The following is a 17,144-nucleotide window of genomic DNA, read 5'->3' as shown; positions in this document are numbered from 1 at the left end:
TGTGTTACTCATAAAAGGTAATTTATCTCGTGATGTGATTGATCACAAGTTAGATCGTGCAAAATATTCCATACGATACAATGATTGTTTATAGGACTGTTGTGAATCACAAAGTAGAAAGCATTATAAATCAAGAATTGACTGAAAATGTAGATGGATTAGTATTCACATCGCCTTCTTCTGTTAATGCATTCGAAAAGTTAGTTGGGATCAATCAGGCTTATTTAATCAAACCTTGCTTTTGTATTGGAGAGACAACAAGAGAAAAAGCTGAACAATCTGGTTTCACTAATACAATTGTCCCTGAAGTTTTTACACTGGAAGGATTATCCGACGCTGTGGTTCACTATTACTCTATAAAGGAGAATGATGATGAGTGATTTAAATTTTGATCGACATAGAAGACTTCGAAGTTCTGATAGTATGAGAGCTTTAGTTAGAGAAACTCATTTAAGAACCGAAGATTTAATTTATCCTATTTTCGTTTTAGAAGAAGAAGGGCAAAAAATGAAGTACCTTCGATGCCAGGCATTTATCAAATTTCCTTAGATCGGTTATCCGAAGAAATGGATGAAGTTGTCTCATTGGGTATTCGTGCAGTTCTTTTATTTGGAGTACCAGATGTTAAAGATTCAGTAGGGTCAGAAGCTTATAATGACGAAGGAATTATCCAGAAAGCTACTCGTTTTATAAAAGAAAACTATCCAGATGTACTAGTTGTGGCGGATACATGTTTGTGTGAATATACAGACCATGGACATTGTGGTGTGATTCATGACCAATACGTTCATAATGATGAATCATTACCTTTATTAGTTAAAACGGCTATTTCGCAAGCAAAGGCTGGGGCAGACATTATTGCTCCTTCCAATATGATGGATGGTTTTGTTGCAGCTATTCGTAAGGGCTTGGACGATTCTGGTTTTGAGAATATTCCTATTATGTCTTACGCTATTAAATATGCCTCAGCATTTTATGGTCCATTTAGAGACGCTGCAGGCAGTACTCCGCAATTTGGCGATCGTAAGACCTATCAAATGGATCCAGCAAACCGTCTTGAAGCACAGAGAGAAGCTGAATCTGATATTATGGAAGGTGCAGACTTTCTAATTGTGAAGCCTGCTATGACTTATTTAGATATAATGAGAGAAGTCAGAGACCGTTATAATGTGCCAATTGTGGCTTATAACGTCAGCGGTGAATACTCTATGGTCAAAGCTGCCGCTCAAAACGGCTGGATTAATGAACAACAAATTGTTTTAGAAAAATTAACCTCAATGAAACGAGCAGGCGCTAATTTAATTATGACTTATTTCGCAAAAGATGTCGCAAAATGGCTTAAGCAATAAGAAGGAGGTTATTAAATGGGTTACGAAAAATCACAAGAATTATTTAACGAAGCGGTTGATTTACTGCCAGGCGGGGTAAATTCTCCAGTTAGAGCGTTTAATTCTGTTAATATCGATCCTATTTACATGGAAGAAGGTAAAGGGTCTAAAATTTATGATGTTGATGGAAATGAGTACATCGACTATGTGTTAAGCTGGGGACCATTAATTCTTGGTCATGCTGATGATCAAGTTGTTGGACAACTTAAGGAAGTATTAGAAAAAGGGACAAGCTTCGGAGCAAACGTTGAATACGAAAACAAATTAGCAAAGTTAGTGATCGATCGTGTTCCTTCAATTGAAATGGTTCGTATGGTTAACTCAGGAACAGAAGCGACTATGAGTGCCCTGCGCTTAGCACGTGGTTACACAGGTAGAGATAAAATACTTAAATTCGAAGGCAACTACCACGGGCACGGTGATTCATTACTTATTAAAGCAGGGTCAGGTGTGGCAACTCTTGGTCTACCTGATAGCCCAGGAGTACCTGCTTCGATCGCACAAAACACAATTACGGTACCTTATAATGACCAAGAAAGTGTGAAATATGCCTTTGAAGAATATGGTAAGGATATTGCAGCTGTAATTGTTGAACCTGTTTCTGGAAATATGGGGGTTGTACCTCCTGTAAATGAATTTTTAAGCTTCTTAAGAGACATTACTGAAGATAATGGATCATTACTTATTTTTGATGAAGTTATGACAGGGTTCCGCGTTGGCTATAACTGCGCTCAAGGACACTTTGGTGTAACACCAGATTTAACTTGTCTAGGTAAAGTTATTGGCGGCGGACTTCCAGTAGGTGCCTACGGTGGTAAGCGTGAAATTATGGAACGAATTGCCCCAGCTGGAGATATTTATCAAGCTGGAACTCTTTCTGGTAACCCACTAGCCATGGCAGCGGGTTATGAGACTTTAAATCAACTAAGCGATCAATCTTATGAAGAGATTAATAAAAAAGCAGATCGATTAATAGAAGGTTATAAAAAAGCTGCTGAAGAATATGGCGTGCCATTACAGGTAAATCGTGCAGGTTCAATGATTGGTTTCTTCTTTACTAATGAAGAAGTTATTAACTTTGAAACTGCCAAATCATCAGACTTAGAATGGTTTGCAGAATACTATCGACTAATGGCAGAACAAGGAATCTTTTTACCACCTTCACAATTTGAAGGAATGTTCCTATCTACAGCCCATACAGATGAAGACATTGAGAAGACGGTCCATGCAGCAGAACAAGCATTTAAACAATATAAAGGTTAAGTTAAGGCCACACAGCACTCTTGCTGTGTGGTTTCTTTATGAATGGAAGGGGACACATACATAAGAGAAAAAGACACTTATAGAAATACGAAAAACACCCATAGTAGCAGTGAATCTACTCATTTGGTTGAACAATTTATAGTTCTATATTCAACATTGACCAGACTTCTTCTCCCGCCACATTGTTAATCTTTTACTTTAATATCTTAGAAAAGTTCTTTTTAAAAACAAGTTGTCATATATGTATTGGTAAAGGATATTTTTGTGAGGAGGATGAGTCGTGAATTATAACGGAAATGAACCCTTTCTATTCGATTTGCACGAAGAAATTACGTTTCGCCAAGGTGAAGAGATCGATGATTTGTACGGCATTTCCATTCAACCGGATGTTAATATATTAAAAGAATCTAGCTACATCCAGTTGCGTGGTGTTTTGATGGTGTCTGGGGATTATCAATCTTTACCACGAGAAGAACCAATGTATATTATGGATCAAGACGATGATGATGAGAATTATGTTCAGCAAGTGAAAGCTCTTGATAACGGATTTACAACTTTTCAGTATCCGATTCCAGTAGATATTACTATTCCAGTGAATCGTGTTAATGAAACAGGTGAACCAGATGTTGAAATTGAGTATTTTGATTATGAATTACCAGAACCAAAGTCGTTACACGTCTATGCCAAAATTCGTCTAGCTAATGTTGAAGTCTTAGAAGATCTAGAGGAAGTGCGACAGGATGAACAAGTAAACTCTGATTTTCAATTACAAGAGATTCCAAGCTTTGATGAAGAGGAACAAGAGCAAGATGAAGAGCATTATGAAGAAGAATTACGACCTCAGGAAGAAATGATGCACGAGCCTGAAGAAACTGAAGAAGAGCAGAAAAAGGGACGCGAGTTTTGGAATAAAAAGAGACACAATCTTTTACAGAGTTCTTCAATAATAAAGAGAAAAAGGCTAAGGCCGAAGAACAACCTAAAGCTAAAGAATCAAAAGAAAATGTAGCGCCAAATGCCCCATCTGGTAAAGAAAATCTAGAGAATAAACCTAAAGAAGAAGTTAAACAAGAGGCTAAACAAGAAGAAAAAGCACCAGCTAAAGAGAAAGAAATGAAAAAAGAGAAGAAAGCAAAACAAGAAGAAATGAAGAAAGAGAAAGAAGCCAAACAAGAAGAAATGAAAGAAGAAACTAAAAAGGCGAAAAAAGAACAAAAAGAAGTTAAGAAAAAGAAACCAAGAAAAAGAAAAAGAAGAAGCTAAGAAACAAGAGGCAAAGCCTGAAGCTGAAAAAGAAGAAAGTAAAAAGAAAGATGCGTCTCCGGAAGTTAATCAAAAATCAAGTAAAGATCAATATGATGACGACCATATGGAAGAAGAAGATAACGCTAAAAAACCTAAGAAGAAAATGTTTGGCCTAAATTATCTATCTAATTTCTTCCGTGATGGAGAAGAGGAACAAGAACCTGAAAAAGTCAGTGTAAAAATGAGGTTTGTTCAAGAGAACGAGACGCTTGAATCCATTGCTAATTCCTATAGTGTTACCGTTTCTCAGCTTGAACGGTTAAATGGTTTAGATGACGACCATCAGCTCAAAACTGGCGATGTATTGTATGTTCCATATAAATGATTAGATCCACTCTAAGTAAAAGGCAATATACAGACCCACTAATAAACCAGATAAAAAGACATCAAGTGTGGATGGAAATAGTAATGTTCTAACTAATTGGAAAATCATGATAGGTAACGTACACTTTTCGATGACAAATATACAGTGCCTTGCCCAAGGTGGTAAGCGGTAGCGGTAATATCTAGCCATTAGTCTCCTCCTCTCTATTACACGATATGATGTTTTGAGGAAAGTGTTAATATTTTAGTTTAAAAGTGTGGGCATACGCCCCACTTTTTTTATTTTCATGACATAATGGTTGATTTTCGTTGACTATTTGTATAAAATACGTATACAATAATAACAAAATCATAATAGTTAAAGGCTGTAAGAGAAGAGTACAGGTTGGATTCTGACAGAGATGGAAACGTAAGCTGAGAGTTTCCTCGGAATGAAGGCTTGGAAGGTCGCTCTGAATTAGCTGGTTCATTGAACTTAAGTAGGTGAACACGGGAAAACCGTTAGATTAATGAAGCGCACATCTGTGCAGATAAATCAGATGTGAATTAAGGTGGTACCGCGAAGTCAATCTTTTTCGTCCTTTCTATAAAGGATGAAAAGATTTTTTATTTTATAAAACTTTAAGGAGGGTCTTTTATGTCAGAAGAGCAAAACATAATGGCTCCTAAGTACAACCCTCAAGAGGTTGAACAAGGTCGCTATAAGTTTTGGGTAGATGGAAAGTTTTTTGAAGCAAAAGATGACGCATCTAAGGAGCCATTCACAGTAGTTATTCCGCCTCCAAATGTAACAGGACGATTACATTTAGGGCATGCCTGGGATACGACATTACAAGATATTATTACACGTTACAAACGTATGAGAGGGTACGATGTGCTGTGGCTTCCAGGAATGGACCATGCAGGGATCGCTACGCAAGCAAAAGTAGAAGGAAAAACTTCGTGAAGAAGGTGTCTCGCGTTATGATTTAGGACGTGAAAAATTCTTAGAGCGCTCATGGGACTGGAAAGAAGAGTACGCATCGTTTATTCGTAAGCAATGGGAAAAAATAGGGTTAGGTCTGGATTACTCTAGAGAACGTTTTACATTGGATGAAGGTTTATCAAATGCAGTAAAAGAAGTATTTGTGACTTTATATGAAAAAGGTCTTATTTACCGTGGACAGTACATTATTAACTGGGATCCAAGTACACAAACTGCTTTATCCGACATTGAGGTTATTTACAAAGATGTCAAAGGTGCTTTTTATCATATGAAGTATCCTTTAAAAGATGGCTCAGGTTATATTGAAATTGCTACGACTCGTCCAGAGACAATGTTAGGTGATACAGCTGTTGCCGTTCATCCAGAAGATGAACGTTATAAACATCTTATTGGTAAAAAAGTAGTACTACCAATTGTTGGACGTGAGATTGAAATCATTGCCGATGATTACGTTGATATGGAATTTGGTTCAGGTGCGGTTAAAATCACACCAGCCCATGACCCTAACGACTTTGAAATTGGTAACCGACATAATCTAGAGCGCATTTTAGTAATGAATGAAGACGGAACGATGAACGAAAATGCTGATAAATATAAAGGTATGGATCGTTTTGAGTGCCGTAAACAACTAGTTAAAGACCTACAAGAAGATGGTGTTTTGTTTAAAATTGAAGAACATGAACATTCAGTAGGTCATTCGGAACGTAGTGGTGCCGTTGTTGAACCTTATTTATCCACTCAATGGTTTGTTAAAATGGACCCATTAGCTAAACAAGCGGTAGAACTGCAAAAACAGATGATAAAGTCAATTTTGTACCAGAACGTTTTGAAAATACCTATTTAAACTGGATGGAAAATATTCGTGACTGGTGTATTTCAAGGCAGCTTTGGTGGGGGCATAGAATACCAGCTTGGTATCATAAAGAAACAGGTGAAGTATATGTTAGCAGGGAAGAACCAGAAGATATCGAGAATTGGGAGCAAGATGAAGATGTATTAGATACATGGTTCTCATCTGCATTATGGCCGTTTTCAACAATGGGCTGGCCAGATGAAAAGAGTAAAGACTATCAGCGTTACTTCCCAACAGATGCTTTAGTGACAGGGTATGATATCATCTTTTTCTGGGTTGCTCGTATGGTATTCCAATCGGTTGAGTTCACAAACAGAAGACCGTTTAAGGATGTCATTATGCATGGTTTAGTGCGAGATGCAGAAGGTCGCAAGATGAGTAAGTCACTTGGTAATGGTGTTGATCCAATGGATGTGATTGACAAATATGGTGCTGATTCTCTGCGCTATTTCTTATCAACTGGTTCATCACCTGGGCAGGACTTACGATTCCACTGGGAAAAAGTCGAAGCCACATGGAATTTTGCTAATAAAATTTGGAACGCTTCAAGATTTGTTCAGATGAATCTTGGTGAGTTTAAATATGAAGATATTGATTTAACGAAGAAGAAGTCATTAGCTGATGAATGGATTTTAACGCGGTTAAATGAAACGATTGAAAATGTTACACGAAATATTGATCGCTATGACTTCGGTGAAGCGGGTCGACACTTATATAACTTCATCTGGGATGAGTTCTGTGACTGGTATATTGAGATGGCTAAGCTACCGTTATATGGTGATGATGAAGAAGCAAAACAAACAACACGTTCAGTATTAGTTGTTACATTAGATAGCATTTTACGTATGCTTCACCCGTTCATGCCATTCATAACTGAAGAGATTTGGCAGCACATCCCACACAAAGGGGAATCTATTGTCACAAGCTCGTGGCCAGAAGTTCGTTCGGAATTTAATAATGAACAATCATCTAAGGAAATGCAACGCCTAGTATCCATTATTCGCTCTGTTCGTAACGTTCGTGCAGAAGTAGATACACCAATGTCTAAAGAAATTAAGATTTTAATTAAAGCTAATGACGATCAAATTGTAGATGAATTAACTCGTAATAAGCATTATTTAGAACGTTTTTGTAATCCAGAGACGTTAACGATTGCAACGAATATTGATATACCTGATCAAGCGAAAAGTGCTGTTGTAACTGGAGCAGAAATCTTCTTCCCGCTTGAAGGGTTAATCGACCTTGACGCTGAAATTGAAAGATTAAAAACTGAATTAGATAAATGGAATAAAGAAGTGGAACGTGTTCAAAAGAAGCTTGCAAATGAAAACTTTGTAAGCAAAGCTCCTGAGCATGTTGTTCAAGAAGAGCGAGAAAAAGAGAAAGATTATTTAGAAAAACAAAAGCTTGTGAAAGAACGTCTAAAAGAACTTGAAGATGTATCATAATACAGTTGAATTGCCTGCTTTTTAGCAGGCAATTTATTATATGGAGGATTATTTATGAACGAAAAAGAAGCGATTAATTGGATTAGAGAACAGCTCAAGTTTGGAATGAAACCCGGCTTACATCGAGTGAAACTCCTTTTAGACAAACTAAATCATCCTGAAAAAGATTTAAAGATCATTCATATTGCAGGAACCAACGGTAAAGGGTCGACATTATCCTATTTAAAGCAAATGCTTCAGCATCATGATTACACAGTTGGGACGTTTTCTTCACCTTATATCGAACTGTTCAATGAACGAATGAGTATTAATGGTACACCAATTCCTGGAGATCAATTAGTCTATTACGTTGAAAAACTAAAACCCCTCTGTGAAGAAGTGGGGCATACCCAATTTGGAAAGCCTACAGAATTTGAAATCATTACCTGTATCGCATTGCAATATTTTAAAGATCAACGAGTGGACTATGCGATTTTTGAAGCGGGTTTGGGAGGACGTTTAGATTCCACAAATGTTGTTAGTCCTTTATTATCGATTATTACCATGATTGGTTATGATCACATGGATATATTAGGTAATAGTATAGAGGAGATTGCATCTGAAAAGGCTGGCATTATAAAATCTAACATTCCAATTGTTACAAACGAGGTTAGGCAAGAAGCGTATCACGTGATAGAAAACGTGCCAAACAATGCGGTAGTCCTATTTATCAGTTACATAAAGATTATGATTATACATGGAATGAATCGCTTGAAACAGGTGAACGTTTTAATTTTAATTCTGACGATTTATCAATTAACAATCTGGTCTTGTCAATGAGTGGAAAACATCAAGTGGAAAATGCAACTTTAGCTATTTATTCTTTTAAAAAATTAAGTGAATTAGAAGGTTTTTCTGTTTCAATAGAGAAGATTATAAAGAGTATAGAACAAACGACATGGGTCGGAAGGTATGAAGTTATTAATAAACAACCAAAGATTATACTGGATGGAGCACACAATTTAGAAGCAATTGAGCAGTTGGTTGATACCATTCAAAACGGTATGATCCGTCCAAAGTTAGATTACTAGTTTCAGTTATAAAAGGGAAACCTATTGAACCAATCATACATCAACTTAAACGTCATTTTGATCATGTTAGCGTTACATCTTTTAACTTCATGAAAAGTTATAGTTCAAAAGAACTATTACAAAAGTTCTATAAATGTGATATAATAGTTTCTGAAAATTGGAAATCCACAGTCAAAGAATTTTTAAGACAACAAGAGACTGACGAAGTCTTAGTTATAACAGGATCATTGTATTTTATATCAGAGGTTAGACGTTATTTGCTTGAGTAAAGGAATTAAGATCTTATATTGGAAATGAAGGGGTTACTTATGGCGAAATCAAAAGTTATAACAATGTGGGTTATATGGTTAGTCGCTTTTCCGTCTCTTGTTACATATGCATATATGGAATTTAAGCCTGATTTTAGTGAACAATGGTTGGATTTATTAGCGTTCGCCATTGTCATTTGTGCCGTTGCCGTTTTCCCTATAAAAGTTGGGAACATTACAGTATTTTTTAGTAATGGTGTAAGTTTGGCTGCGTTTCTATATTTTGGGCTTTTTGTTGAGTTAATTTTAATTCAATTATCGCTAGTCGTATTGTTTGTAAAAATTAATCTCAAAAAAGATGAAGCACACCGTATACCGACTAATTCAACTATGTTTTTGTTAACATCTGTAATCTCTGCTTGGGTTTATTATGCGTTAGGCGGAACTCATGGCATATTAACGTTTGATACAGTTGAGCAAGTAATACCTCTCGTTGGTTATATCGTAGCTATTATACTTGTCAATCAGATCTTTTTATCTGTATTTCAATGGTACATGCATGGTGAGAACCTACTTGCTTATCCAAAAAGTTTATTAATTGATTCAGGAGCAACCCTTCTTGCCTTTCCGTTGGGTCTGGTGCTTTATTTAATGTATGTTCAAATTGAAGCAATCGCCGTCTTTTCGTCGGAGTACCATTCATCTTATTGTCGATTGTCTTTTCTTATTACCATAACACTCAACTCATCAATAAGTATTTACATACAACAAGTGAGATTGGCCATGAACTTTCAAAAAGTTTAAATGTGAAAAGTGTGCTAGATACGTTTCTTGATGAAATAAAATATTTAATTCCAGCTTCTAATATTTATGTGTTTGATGTATCCAATGAAAGTCGAATGATGGACTTAATAAGGTTTATGGACCAAGAAGGAAATCAGCTTAAAAAGGATCTAAAATTATTTCGTGGTGAAGGGTTTGCTGGGTCGGTTTATGAGCGTGAAAAAAGTATAATGATGATGAGAAAGAAAGACATTGATCAATTGAACCCTGAAGAACTTCCTGATGAAACTAAGAGTGTCATGGGAGTTCCAATCCAACGAAGCGGAAAAATTGTAGGCGTGTTGACAGTTAGTTCGAATGAACTTAACGCTTATGAGAAATACCATTTAATGTTATTAGAAATTCTGGCTAACTTTTTATCAGTTGCCATTGAAAATGCTCGTCACTATGAATCAGCGAAAACGAAAAGTCAACGTGATCAATTAACTAATCTGTATAATTATCGTTATTTCATAGAGCATATTGATGAATATGCTAAAGATTTAGAAGCAAAAGGCATCAAAGAGAACTTATCTGTCATTATTTTAGATATTGATTCTTTTAAAGCGATTAATGATGAACACGGGCATGAATCTGGGAATGAAGTGTTAATTGAACTTGCGAATCGCCTAGAACGTTTATTTGGACATTATGGTATTATCGCAAGGTACGGGGGAGAAGAGTTTACAGTTTTAATTAAAGGTATGCCCCACAATGATGTGATACAAATTGCAGAGGACATTCGATATTCAATTGCTAGTGAACCGTTTATTCTATATAAAACTATTGATGGAAATGTCGAGGTTCAAGAGATTAACGTCACAGCAAGTATAGGTGTTTCTACATACCCTGATCAATGCGAAACACCACAAGAGTTAATCAGAAATGCTGATCGTTCAATGTACGTAGGGGCAAAACGGAACGGTAAAAATAAAGTTGCATCAATTGTTTAATTAGTGAGAGTGATTTCGATATGTCGAAATCACTTTTTTCTTTACATAAAGAAATTGTCGAAGTCTTATGACAAGTTTTGGCTAATTTTTTAAAAAGACTGTGATACTCTCATACCAACACGGGACAAGGTGGTATGAAAATGGACGAGCAAAAAAGAGTTAGAGTAACCATGAATCAGGACAACCAAAACCATAAAAGGCATGATTTAGAGTATTATTTAACGCCAAAAACAAAAATCGCAGTCATCTTTTTTAACATTTAATCGCAATTCTGCTATGGCAAAAATGGTTAAGCCGATCCTTTTAGCTGTCTTATTAGGGGTATTGTTTGGAGCAGGATTAATTTATTATTTTTCTGACTTAACTCCAGACACTTTACCTGCTGCCACAACTGAAACAGATGATGAAGAACCATCTTCAGATGAACCTGTTGGTGAACAAGCAGTGAGCGGATCAACGTTATCTAAACCCGCCAGTGCATTTGAAGTCATTCAATTCGGTATGTTCTCAAATCAAGCTAACGCTGAAGAATTAATTCAGAAAAACTACAACCTCAATCTATTCCAGCAACCATTCAAGAACAAAATGGTCAGTTTTATGTCATTAGTCATTTAATTTCCTCTGAGTCCGAGAAGTCTTCGATTACAGACTGGCTTGAATCAAATGATTTAGTTTATATGGAACATTTCTTTTATAAATCTTGGAATGTTGAGGCGTTAAACGTTAAAGTGAATGATCAGAATATAGATTGGTATAACCAAGGATTAACACTCCTCAGTGAAACTGAAATGGATGAGGCTTGGATGGAACAATTAAATGCATGGGTTAATAATAAACCTGGTGAGCTACAGGAAACTAATAAATTAAATAAAATAACAACATTAAAAGATCAACTTGCTGACGCCAATGATGAAACTCACAAAGAATTTATCAGGAAACTATTCTGTTAAACTTACATTTATTTTATACAAATTTAGCCTAATTTAATTTTTTAGTATTTTGTGTTGTTTTTAATATAAATTACTTAAGAAAACGCGATTTCTGAATTAGAGAAATCGTGTTTTTCTATATGTTGTGACAAACAATTCAACTGTTTATCATAAGACTATATTTGTAGAAGGAGGAATATGATGACCATTGATACTATTTTTATTAGAGATGTTCCAAAAGACGACCGCCCAAGAGAACGGCTTATACAAGCTGGACCACAAGCTTTATCAAATCAAGAATTAATCGCAATTTTAATAGGTAGCGGTACAAAAGGAACTTCAGCTTTATCTTTAGCAACAAGAATACTCGTTCATTTTGAAGGTCTATCATTATTAAAAGATGCATCCATTGCTGAATTTACGTCAATAAAGGGTATAGGTGAAGCCAAAGCTGTTCAATTACTAGCAGCCATAGAACTGGGAAAAAGACTTCACACCTTTAAAGTTGGTGACCGATATACTGTACGTAGTCCGGAAGATGGTGCCAACTTCTTAATGGAAGAGATGAGAAATCTAAAGCAAGAACATTTTTGTGGCCTTATATCTTGATACTAAGAATCAAGTGATTCATAGACAGACGATTTTTATAGGGAGTTTAAATTCTTCTATTGTACACCCTCGAGAGGTTTTTAAAGAAGCCATTAAAAGGTCGGCAGCTTCAATTATTTGTGCCCACAATCACCCCTCCGGCGACCCTTCACCTTCCAATGAAGACATTCACGTGACTAAGCGTTTATTTGAATCTGGCAAAGTATTAGGAATTGAATTACTGGATCATATTGTTATTGGAGACCAGAAATTTATTTCACTAAAAGAAAAAGGATATTTATAGGTCTACAAATTTAGTCATAATATCCCATATTTTTGCCCCGGTTAACTCTATCTATTTTCTATATTTTTTCGTATAATAAAATAGAGTCTTTAATGTAGCGCCAACTATATATTTTGGACAAATATGGTGGCGCTTATTCATGTTTTGTTAAACCATTACATATTTTTAAAGTAACAAATGAAGTCATCAGAGAGGAAGATTGTAATGGGCTCATCTTTATTCAGCCGAGATTTCGGCATTGATTTAGGAACTGCAAATACGTTAGTATTTGTTAAAGGTAAAGGAATTGTCTTACGGGAGCCATCGGTTGTTGCGATTAATAATCAAACAAATGAGATCACTGCCGTAGGAAATGAAGCCAAAAGTATGATTGGTAAAACTCCTGAATCTTTATCGATTATTAGACCAATGAGAGATGGAGTTATTGCTGACTATGATACAACATCATCCATGATGAATTATTACATTGGAAAGGTGAACAGTAAGTCCTGGTTTAATAAACCGAATGTTATGGTTTGTGTTCCATCCGGGATTACAATGGTTGAAGAACGTGCTGTTATAGATGCGACTAAACAAGCAGGAGCTAAGAATGTTTATCCAATTTCAGAGCCATTTGCTGCAGCAATTGGAGCAGATTTAAGTGTATGGGACGCAACCGGAAGTATGGTTGTAGATATTGGCGGTGGAACAACGGAAGTCGCCATTATTTCATTAGGTGGAATTGTAACGAGCAAATCCATTCGTACGGCTGGAGATGAAATTGATGAACAAATTTTGTATTATGTAAAAAGAGAAAGACTTAATTATTGGTGAATCGACTGCTGAGAAAATCAAGATAGAACTTGGTGCAGCTAAGAAAACAGATGAAGAAAATAATATGGAAATCAGAGGCCGTGATACGGTTTTTGGCTTACCTAAAACTGAGACTATTACTAGCTCTGAAGTGGTAGAAGCTATTACAGACACAATTGATGATATGATTAAAGCAGTTGTTGAAACATTAGAAAATGCTCCGCCAGAATTAGCAGCTGATATAATGGATACTGGAATTGTTCTCACTGGTGGTGGTGCAATGCTTCGCTATTTAGATGATGTAATTAAAGAAAAGACAAATATTCCTGTATATATTGCTGAACAGCCGTTAGACTGTGTGGCATTAGGAACTGGAAAATCATTAGATTATATTGACCATTTTAAAAATTCACCAACAATCGCAAGAAGAAACATACTTAATTAAGAGTAGGTGCTACATTTTATGCCTTCATTTTTGAGGAAACGTAAATTAATCGTACTATTTACTGCAATCATATTAGTGGTAACCATGATCGGTTATTCTTTAAAAGCAGATGAACAATCAAACATTGGAGTTCAATTTATATCTGATACAGTAGGATTTTTTCAAAATATAGTGTATCAACCTGTGAATTATGTAATTGGTTTTTTGACAATATTGATGAAGTTCAAAATGTATTTAAACAAAATCAAGTTTTAAAAGAGGAACTTCAAGATTATAAAACTTTAGCATTTCAAGTGAATGAATTAGAAAAAGAAAATAAAGAATTGCGCTCGTTAATCGAGATCGAAAAAGCAATCAGTGACTACACACCGATCAAAGCTACGGTCATCTCAAGAAGTCCAGAACAGTGGTTTGAACAGGTTAAAATTAATAGAGGGCGTATGCATGGTGTAGAACCCAATATGGCTGTATCAACCGCTAGTGGCATGGTCGGTAAAGTTATTGGCGCTTCACAAATGACTTCGACTGTTCAATTATTATCTGGCTTTGATGAAGATAATCGAATTTCTGCTGTAGTTGATGGGAATGAAGAAGTTTTTGGTCTGGTTGAGGGTTATGATGACGAAACTGGTACTTTAATTTTTAGGGATATGACGGATAGTGGACAGCTTGAAGTTGGACAAACGATTATTAGCTCAGGTATGGGTGGTGTCTTTCCAAGAGGCCTTTTAATCGGTGAGGTGTCTTCAGTGGAACTGGATCAATATGGGTTAACTAAAATCGCCCATATTAAACCTGCAGCGGATTTAGTTGATATTAATCATGTTATGGTAATTGACCGTGATATATACTCTCCAGCAATAGATAAAGAAAAAGCGGAAGAGGAGGAGTAAAATGAGGTTCCTCTACCTTCCTTTAACATTAATGATATTCTTAATTCTAGAAAGTGTTGCGGTACGTTTTATTCCAACATCTATCGTCACATCTAATTTAATATATATTCCTCACTGGATTTTAGTATTCTCATTACTCATTTTACTTTTCTATGATGGGGCACATACTTATCATGGGATTATTAATGGTGTTATTTTTGGTTTAATGTTTGAGTTAGTCTATACAGATTTAGCTGGAGTATATGTTTTAGCTTATGGGATTGCATTATATTTCATTCATTTATTAACAATTATTACAACAAAACTTTATTGTAAGCTTATTATTAGTGACATTAAGTATTATTGTGGCTGAGTTTATTCTTTATTTTGTATATTCCTTGGTTGGACAAGTAGAAATAACTGTACAGCATTTTATGCAATTAAGATTAATCCCCACAACATTAAGTAATCTATTATTTTTATTAATTATTTACCCATTTTTCTCAAAACGTTTAGTAAAATGGCAGGAAGAAGACCAACAAATAAAGTAATTAATTATTGGTGGAACAAAATTGGGGTGTACCGATATGGCAGAGTGGAACCATTATGTAACGATGAAAGGAACCAATAATGGAATTGTTGTCTATTTAGATGATCAGTGTTCGTTTGAAAGGGTATTAGATGAATTGAAGAATAAATTACAATCAAATAACTCTTCAGGAGCAACTGAAATCACTATACATAGCCAATATAGGTTCTTAAGTGAAGATCAAAGGCAACTTTTATTTAATTTAATTGATGATTACAGTGACTTAACTGTTAAAGATATTGAATCTTACGTCATAACTAGAGAAGATGCTTATGAGCTTTATGAAAACACGACCGTTAAAACGGTGATGAAAACCATAAGATCTGGTCAAGTACATGAAGTTAAAGGTGATGCATTAATCATTGGTGATATTAATCCAGGCGGGACGGTGCTGGCAACAGGTAATATTTTTGTTCTTGGGAAATTAAGAGGAATTGCTCATGCTGGTGTAGAAGGTGATGAGAATTGCATAGTAGCTGCTTCTTATATGCACCCAAACCAAATCAGAATTGCTTCAAAAATCAGTCGTGCACCAGATTATGATGTAGAAGGTTCTCCAAGAGAATTTGCATTTATAAATTCATCAACAGAACAAATAGAATTAGAGCAACTTCAGCATATACAAAAACTACGTCCAAAACTATTGGATGTATTTGAAAGGGGATTGTAATATGGGTGAATCAATTGTAATCACATCTGGTAAAGGTGGAGTAGGTAAGACAACTACAACAGCGAATATAGGGACTGCTTTAGCATTAATGGGACAAAAGGTTTGTCTTATAGATACGGATATCGGCCTAAGAAATTTAGATGTAGTTTTAGGGTTAGAAAATAGAATTATTTTTAATATAATTGATGTAATCGAAGGTCGTTGTAAATTACAATCAGCACTTGTAAAAGATAAACGTTTTGAATGCTTACATCTTCTGCCTGCTGCGCAAACGAGCGACAAGAACGAGGTTTCACCTGAAGCAATTGCAGAATTGGTTGAAGAGTTAAAACCTGATTATGATTATATATTAATTGATTGCCCTGCAGGAATTGAACAAGGGTATAAAAATGCGGTCGCCGGTGCAGATAAAGCCATCGTGATTTCAACCCCTGAGAAATCTAGTATTCGTGATGCTGACCGAATCATTGGTTTACTAGAACAAGAAGAATTAAAGAACTCTCCATTTTTAATTATCAACCGTATTCGTAAACATATGGTAGATAGCGGAGATATGTTAAGTGTTGATGAAATAGTTTCAACTTTATCAATTGAATTATTAGGGATTATTTTAGATGATGAAGATGTTATTCGCTCTTCACATCATGGTGTTCCCGTAGCATTCCAGCCTGATACCAAAGCTTCAATTAGTTACCGAAACATTGCGAGACGTATTTTGGGTGAATCTGTTCCGCTAATGTCTTTAGATGAAGAAAAAGGGTTTATGACCAAAGTTAAAAAGTTATTAGGAATGAAGTAAATATTAACGAGACACTGCAATGGACAATTGTCATTCGGTGTCTCGTTTGTTATGTAACTCAACTAAATTATCATATCTCTCATATTTCTTGAATAAGCTAGTACAAACTAGAAAGGGAATGGTGAGAGATGAGTCGTAAATTAGAAGAAATTCGTAGTAATATTGCTAAAAGAAAAACGCAGAAAAATAAATTAAGTAATCGAACATCATCTAGTTACAATCCTCTATTAGAAGATGAAGAACGACATGGTTTTACTTCATATCCAAAAGCTGATTCTTCAGGATTAGGTATGGATTCGGCAAGATCAACAAAAGTAATGGTCAAGTTCTTAGGGTCAGCGATTATCGTATTTCTAACCCTATTTATATATCAAGCTCAAGTGCCTGTTCTTAATCAACTTAAACCTGTTGTAAAACGACGCTTTAACTGAAGATTTACCATTTGCGACAGTACAAGCCTGGTATGATGAACACTTTGCTACGTCATTTTTATCCTT

The 17,144-nt window shown here is 35.5% G+C and carries 19 protein-coding genes, 4 pseudogenes and 1 other annotated feature; of the genes and pseudogenes, 22 read left to right on the top strand and 1 reads right to left on the bottom strand.

The features are described 5' to 3' along the window. The first annotated feature begins 56 nt into the window (after positions 1-56). The 6 genes and pseudogenes from JCM13188_RS08550 to JCM13188_RS08530 all read left to right on the top strand — a co-directional run bounded on the left by JCM13188_RS08550 (position 57) and on the right by JCM13188_RS08530 (position 4,281). Positions 57-380, top strand: coding sequence for a uroporphyrinogen-III synthase (locus JCM13188_RS08550; protein ID WP_054753461.1), 324 nt, complete (start codon positions 57-59; stop codon positions 378-380). Then, positions 373-1,349 (top strand): annotated as a pseudogene (gene hemB / locus JCM13188_RS08545) (porphobilinogen synthase). The gene JCM13188_RS08550 and the pseudogene hemB overlap by 8 nt, the downstream one beginning before the upstream one ends. A gap of 15 nt (positions 1,350-1,364) precedes the next feature. Continuing rightward, positions 1,365-2,651 carry a glutamate-1-semialdehyde 2,1-aminomutase gene (hemL, locus tag JCM13188_RS08540; RefSeq protein WP_054753459.1) on the top strand — a complete coding sequence of 429 codons (1,287 nt, stop codon included), beginning with the start codon at positions 1,365-1,367 and terminating at the stop codon, positions 2,649-2,651. 280 nt (positions 2,652-2,931) lie between these two features. Next, positions 2,932-3,660 (top strand): hypothetical protein, encoded by a 729-nt coding sequence (locus JCM13188_RS08535; protein ID WP_054753456.1) that lies wholly within the window; start codon positions 2,932-2,934, stop codon positions 3,658-3,660. A 104-nt stretch (positions 3,661-3,764) separates the two neighbouring features. Next, positions 3,765-3,914, top strand: coding sequence for a hypothetical protein (locus JCM13188_RS18645; RefSeq protein ID WP_279401603.1), 150 nt, complete (start codon positions 3,765-3,767; stop codon positions 3,912-3,914). A gap of 106 nt (positions 3,915-4,020) precedes the next feature. Further along, positions 4,021-4,281 carry a LysM peptidoglycan-binding domain-containing protein gene (locus JCM13188_RS08530; RefSeq protein WP_054753454.1) on the top strand — a complete coding sequence of 87 codons (261 nt, stop codon included), beginning with the start codon at positions 4,021-4,023 and terminating at the stop codon, positions 4,279-4,281. On the opposite strand, the gene JCM13188_RS08525 is transcribed toward JCM13188_RS08530, so the two are convergent. Continuing rightward, on the bottom strand, positions 4,282-4,470 hold the full coding sequence (locus JCM13188_RS08525) for a YszA family small membrane protein (protein WP_054753452.1): 189 nt from the start codon (positions 4,468-4,470) through the stop codon (positions 4,282-4,284). A gap of 166 nt (positions 4,471-4,636) precedes the next feature. Next, positions 4,637-4,866, top strand: a binding site (T-box leader). Between the two features lie 51 nt (positions 4,867-4,917). Between JCM13188_RS08525 and JCM13188_RS08520 the strand changes: the two are divergent. The 16 genes and pseudogenes from JCM13188_RS08520 to JCM13188_RS08455 all read left to right on the top strand — a co-directional run bounded on the left by JCM13188_RS08520 (position 4,918) and on the right by JCM13188_RS08455 (position 17,078). Beyond that, a pseudogene (locus JCM13188_RS08520) lies at positions 4,918-7,566 on the top strand (valine--tRNA ligase). A 54-nt stretch (positions 7,567-7,620) separates the two neighbouring features. Then, on the top strand, positions 7,621-8,385 hold the full coding sequence (locus tag JCM13188_RS08515; RefSeq protein WP_054753449.1) for a bifunctional folylpolyglutamate synthase/dihydrofolate synthase: 765 nt from the start codon (positions 7,621-7,623) through the stop codon (positions 8,383-8,385). Next, positions 8,382-8,636, top strand: coding sequence for a hypothetical protein (locus JCM13188_RS08510; RefSeq protein WP_054753448.1), 255 nt, complete (start codon positions 8,382-8,384; stop codon positions 8,634-8,636). Before JCM13188_RS08515 ends, JCM13188_RS08510 begins: the two co-directional genes overlap by 4 nt. An 8-nt stretch (positions 8,637-8,644) precedes the next feature. After that, positions 8,645-8,905, top strand: coding sequence for a hypothetical protein (locus JCM13188_RS21935; RefSeq protein ID WP_500796495.1), 261 nt, complete (start codon positions 8,645-8,647; stop codon positions 8,903-8,905). A gap of 39 nt (positions 8,906-8,944) precedes the next feature. Then, entirely contained in the window at positions 8,945-9,688 is a 744-nt protein-coding gene (locus tag JCM13188_RS08505; RefSeq protein WP_054753446.1) for a hypothetical protein, read from the top strand. Then, positions 9,592-10,659: a sensor domain-containing diguanylate cyclase gene (locus JCM13188_RS08500; protein WP_279401602.1), complete on the top strand. Its 1,068-nt coding sequence runs from the start codon at positions 9,592-9,594 to the stop codon at positions 10,657-10,659. Before JCM13188_RS08505 ends, JCM13188_RS08500 begins: the two co-directional genes overlap by 97 nt. A gap of 140 nt (positions 10,660-10,799) precedes the next feature. After that, positions 10,800-10,922: a hypothetical protein gene (locus JCM13188_RS18640; protein WP_279401601.1), complete on the top strand. Its 123-nt coding sequence runs from the start codon at positions 10,800-10,802 to the stop codon at positions 10,920-10,922. Between the two features lie 22 nt (positions 10,923-10,944). Beyond that, the gene (locus tag JCM13188_RS08495; protein ID WP_279401600.1) at positions 10,945-11,274 is read left to right on the top strand and encodes an SPOR domain-containing protein; all 330 of its coding nucleotides are present in this window, start codon (positions 10,945-10,947) and stop codon (positions 11,272-11,274) included. 62 nt (positions 11,275-11,336) lie between these two features. Continuing rightward, a complete protein-coding gene (locus JCM13188_RS08490) occupies positions 11,337-11,609 on the top strand; it encodes a hypothetical protein (protein WP_054753440.1) in 273 nt (90 codons plus the stop codon). Between the two features lie 180 nt (positions 11,610-11,789). Further along, a pseudogene (gene radC, locus JCM13188_RS08485) lies at positions 11,790-12,480 on the top strand (RadC family protein). 204 nt (positions 12,481-12,684) lie between these two features. Further along, positions 12,685-13,717, top strand: a pseudogene (locus JCM13188_RS08480) (rod shape-determining protein). Positions 13,718-13,872: 155 nt separating this feature from the next. Then, on the top strand, positions 13,873-14,610 hold the full coding sequence (gene mreC, locus JCM13188_RS08475) for a rod shape-determining protein MreC (RefSeq protein WP_369404914.1): 738 nt from the start codon (positions 13,873-13,875) through the stop codon (positions 14,608-14,610). A 1-nt stretch (position 14,611) separates the two neighbouring features. Then, positions 14,612-14,962, top strand: coding sequence for a rod shape-determining protein MreD (gene mreD, locus JCM13188_RS08470; RefSeq protein WP_054753438.1), 351 nt, complete (start codon positions 14,612-14,614; stop codon positions 14,960-14,962). Positions 14,963-15,176: 214 nt separating this feature from the next. Beyond that, positions 15,177-15,848, top strand: a complete 672-nt coding sequence (minC, locus tag JCM13188_RS08465) for a septum site-determining protein MinC (RefSeq protein WP_054753436.1) — start codon at positions 15,177-15,179, stop codon at positions 15,846-15,848. Between the two features lies 1 nt (position 15,849). Further along, positions 15,850-16,647 (top strand): septum site-determining protein MinD, encoded by a 798-nt coding sequence (gene minD / locus JCM13188_RS08460; protein ID WP_054753434.1) that lies wholly within the window; start codon positions 15,850-15,852, stop codon positions 16,645-16,647. A 128-nt stretch (positions 16,648-16,775) separates the two neighbouring features. Continuing rightward, on the top strand, positions 16,776-17,078 hold the full coding sequence (locus tag JCM13188_RS08455) for a hypothetical protein (protein ID WP_054753432.1): 303 nt from the start codon (positions 16,776-16,778) through the stop codon (positions 17,076-17,078). The last annotated feature ends 66 nt before the right edge of the window (positions 17,079-17,144 follow it).

This window comes from Piscibacillus salipiscarius JCM 13188 (genome assembly GCF_001311865.1).
Taxonomy (GTDB): domain Bacteria; phylum Bacillota; class Bacilli; order Bacillales; family Alkalibacillaceae; genus Piscibacillus; species Piscibacillus salipiscarius.
Note: the sequence above shows the minus strand (reverse complement) of the source record. Positions and strands in the feature narration are given on the sequence as shown.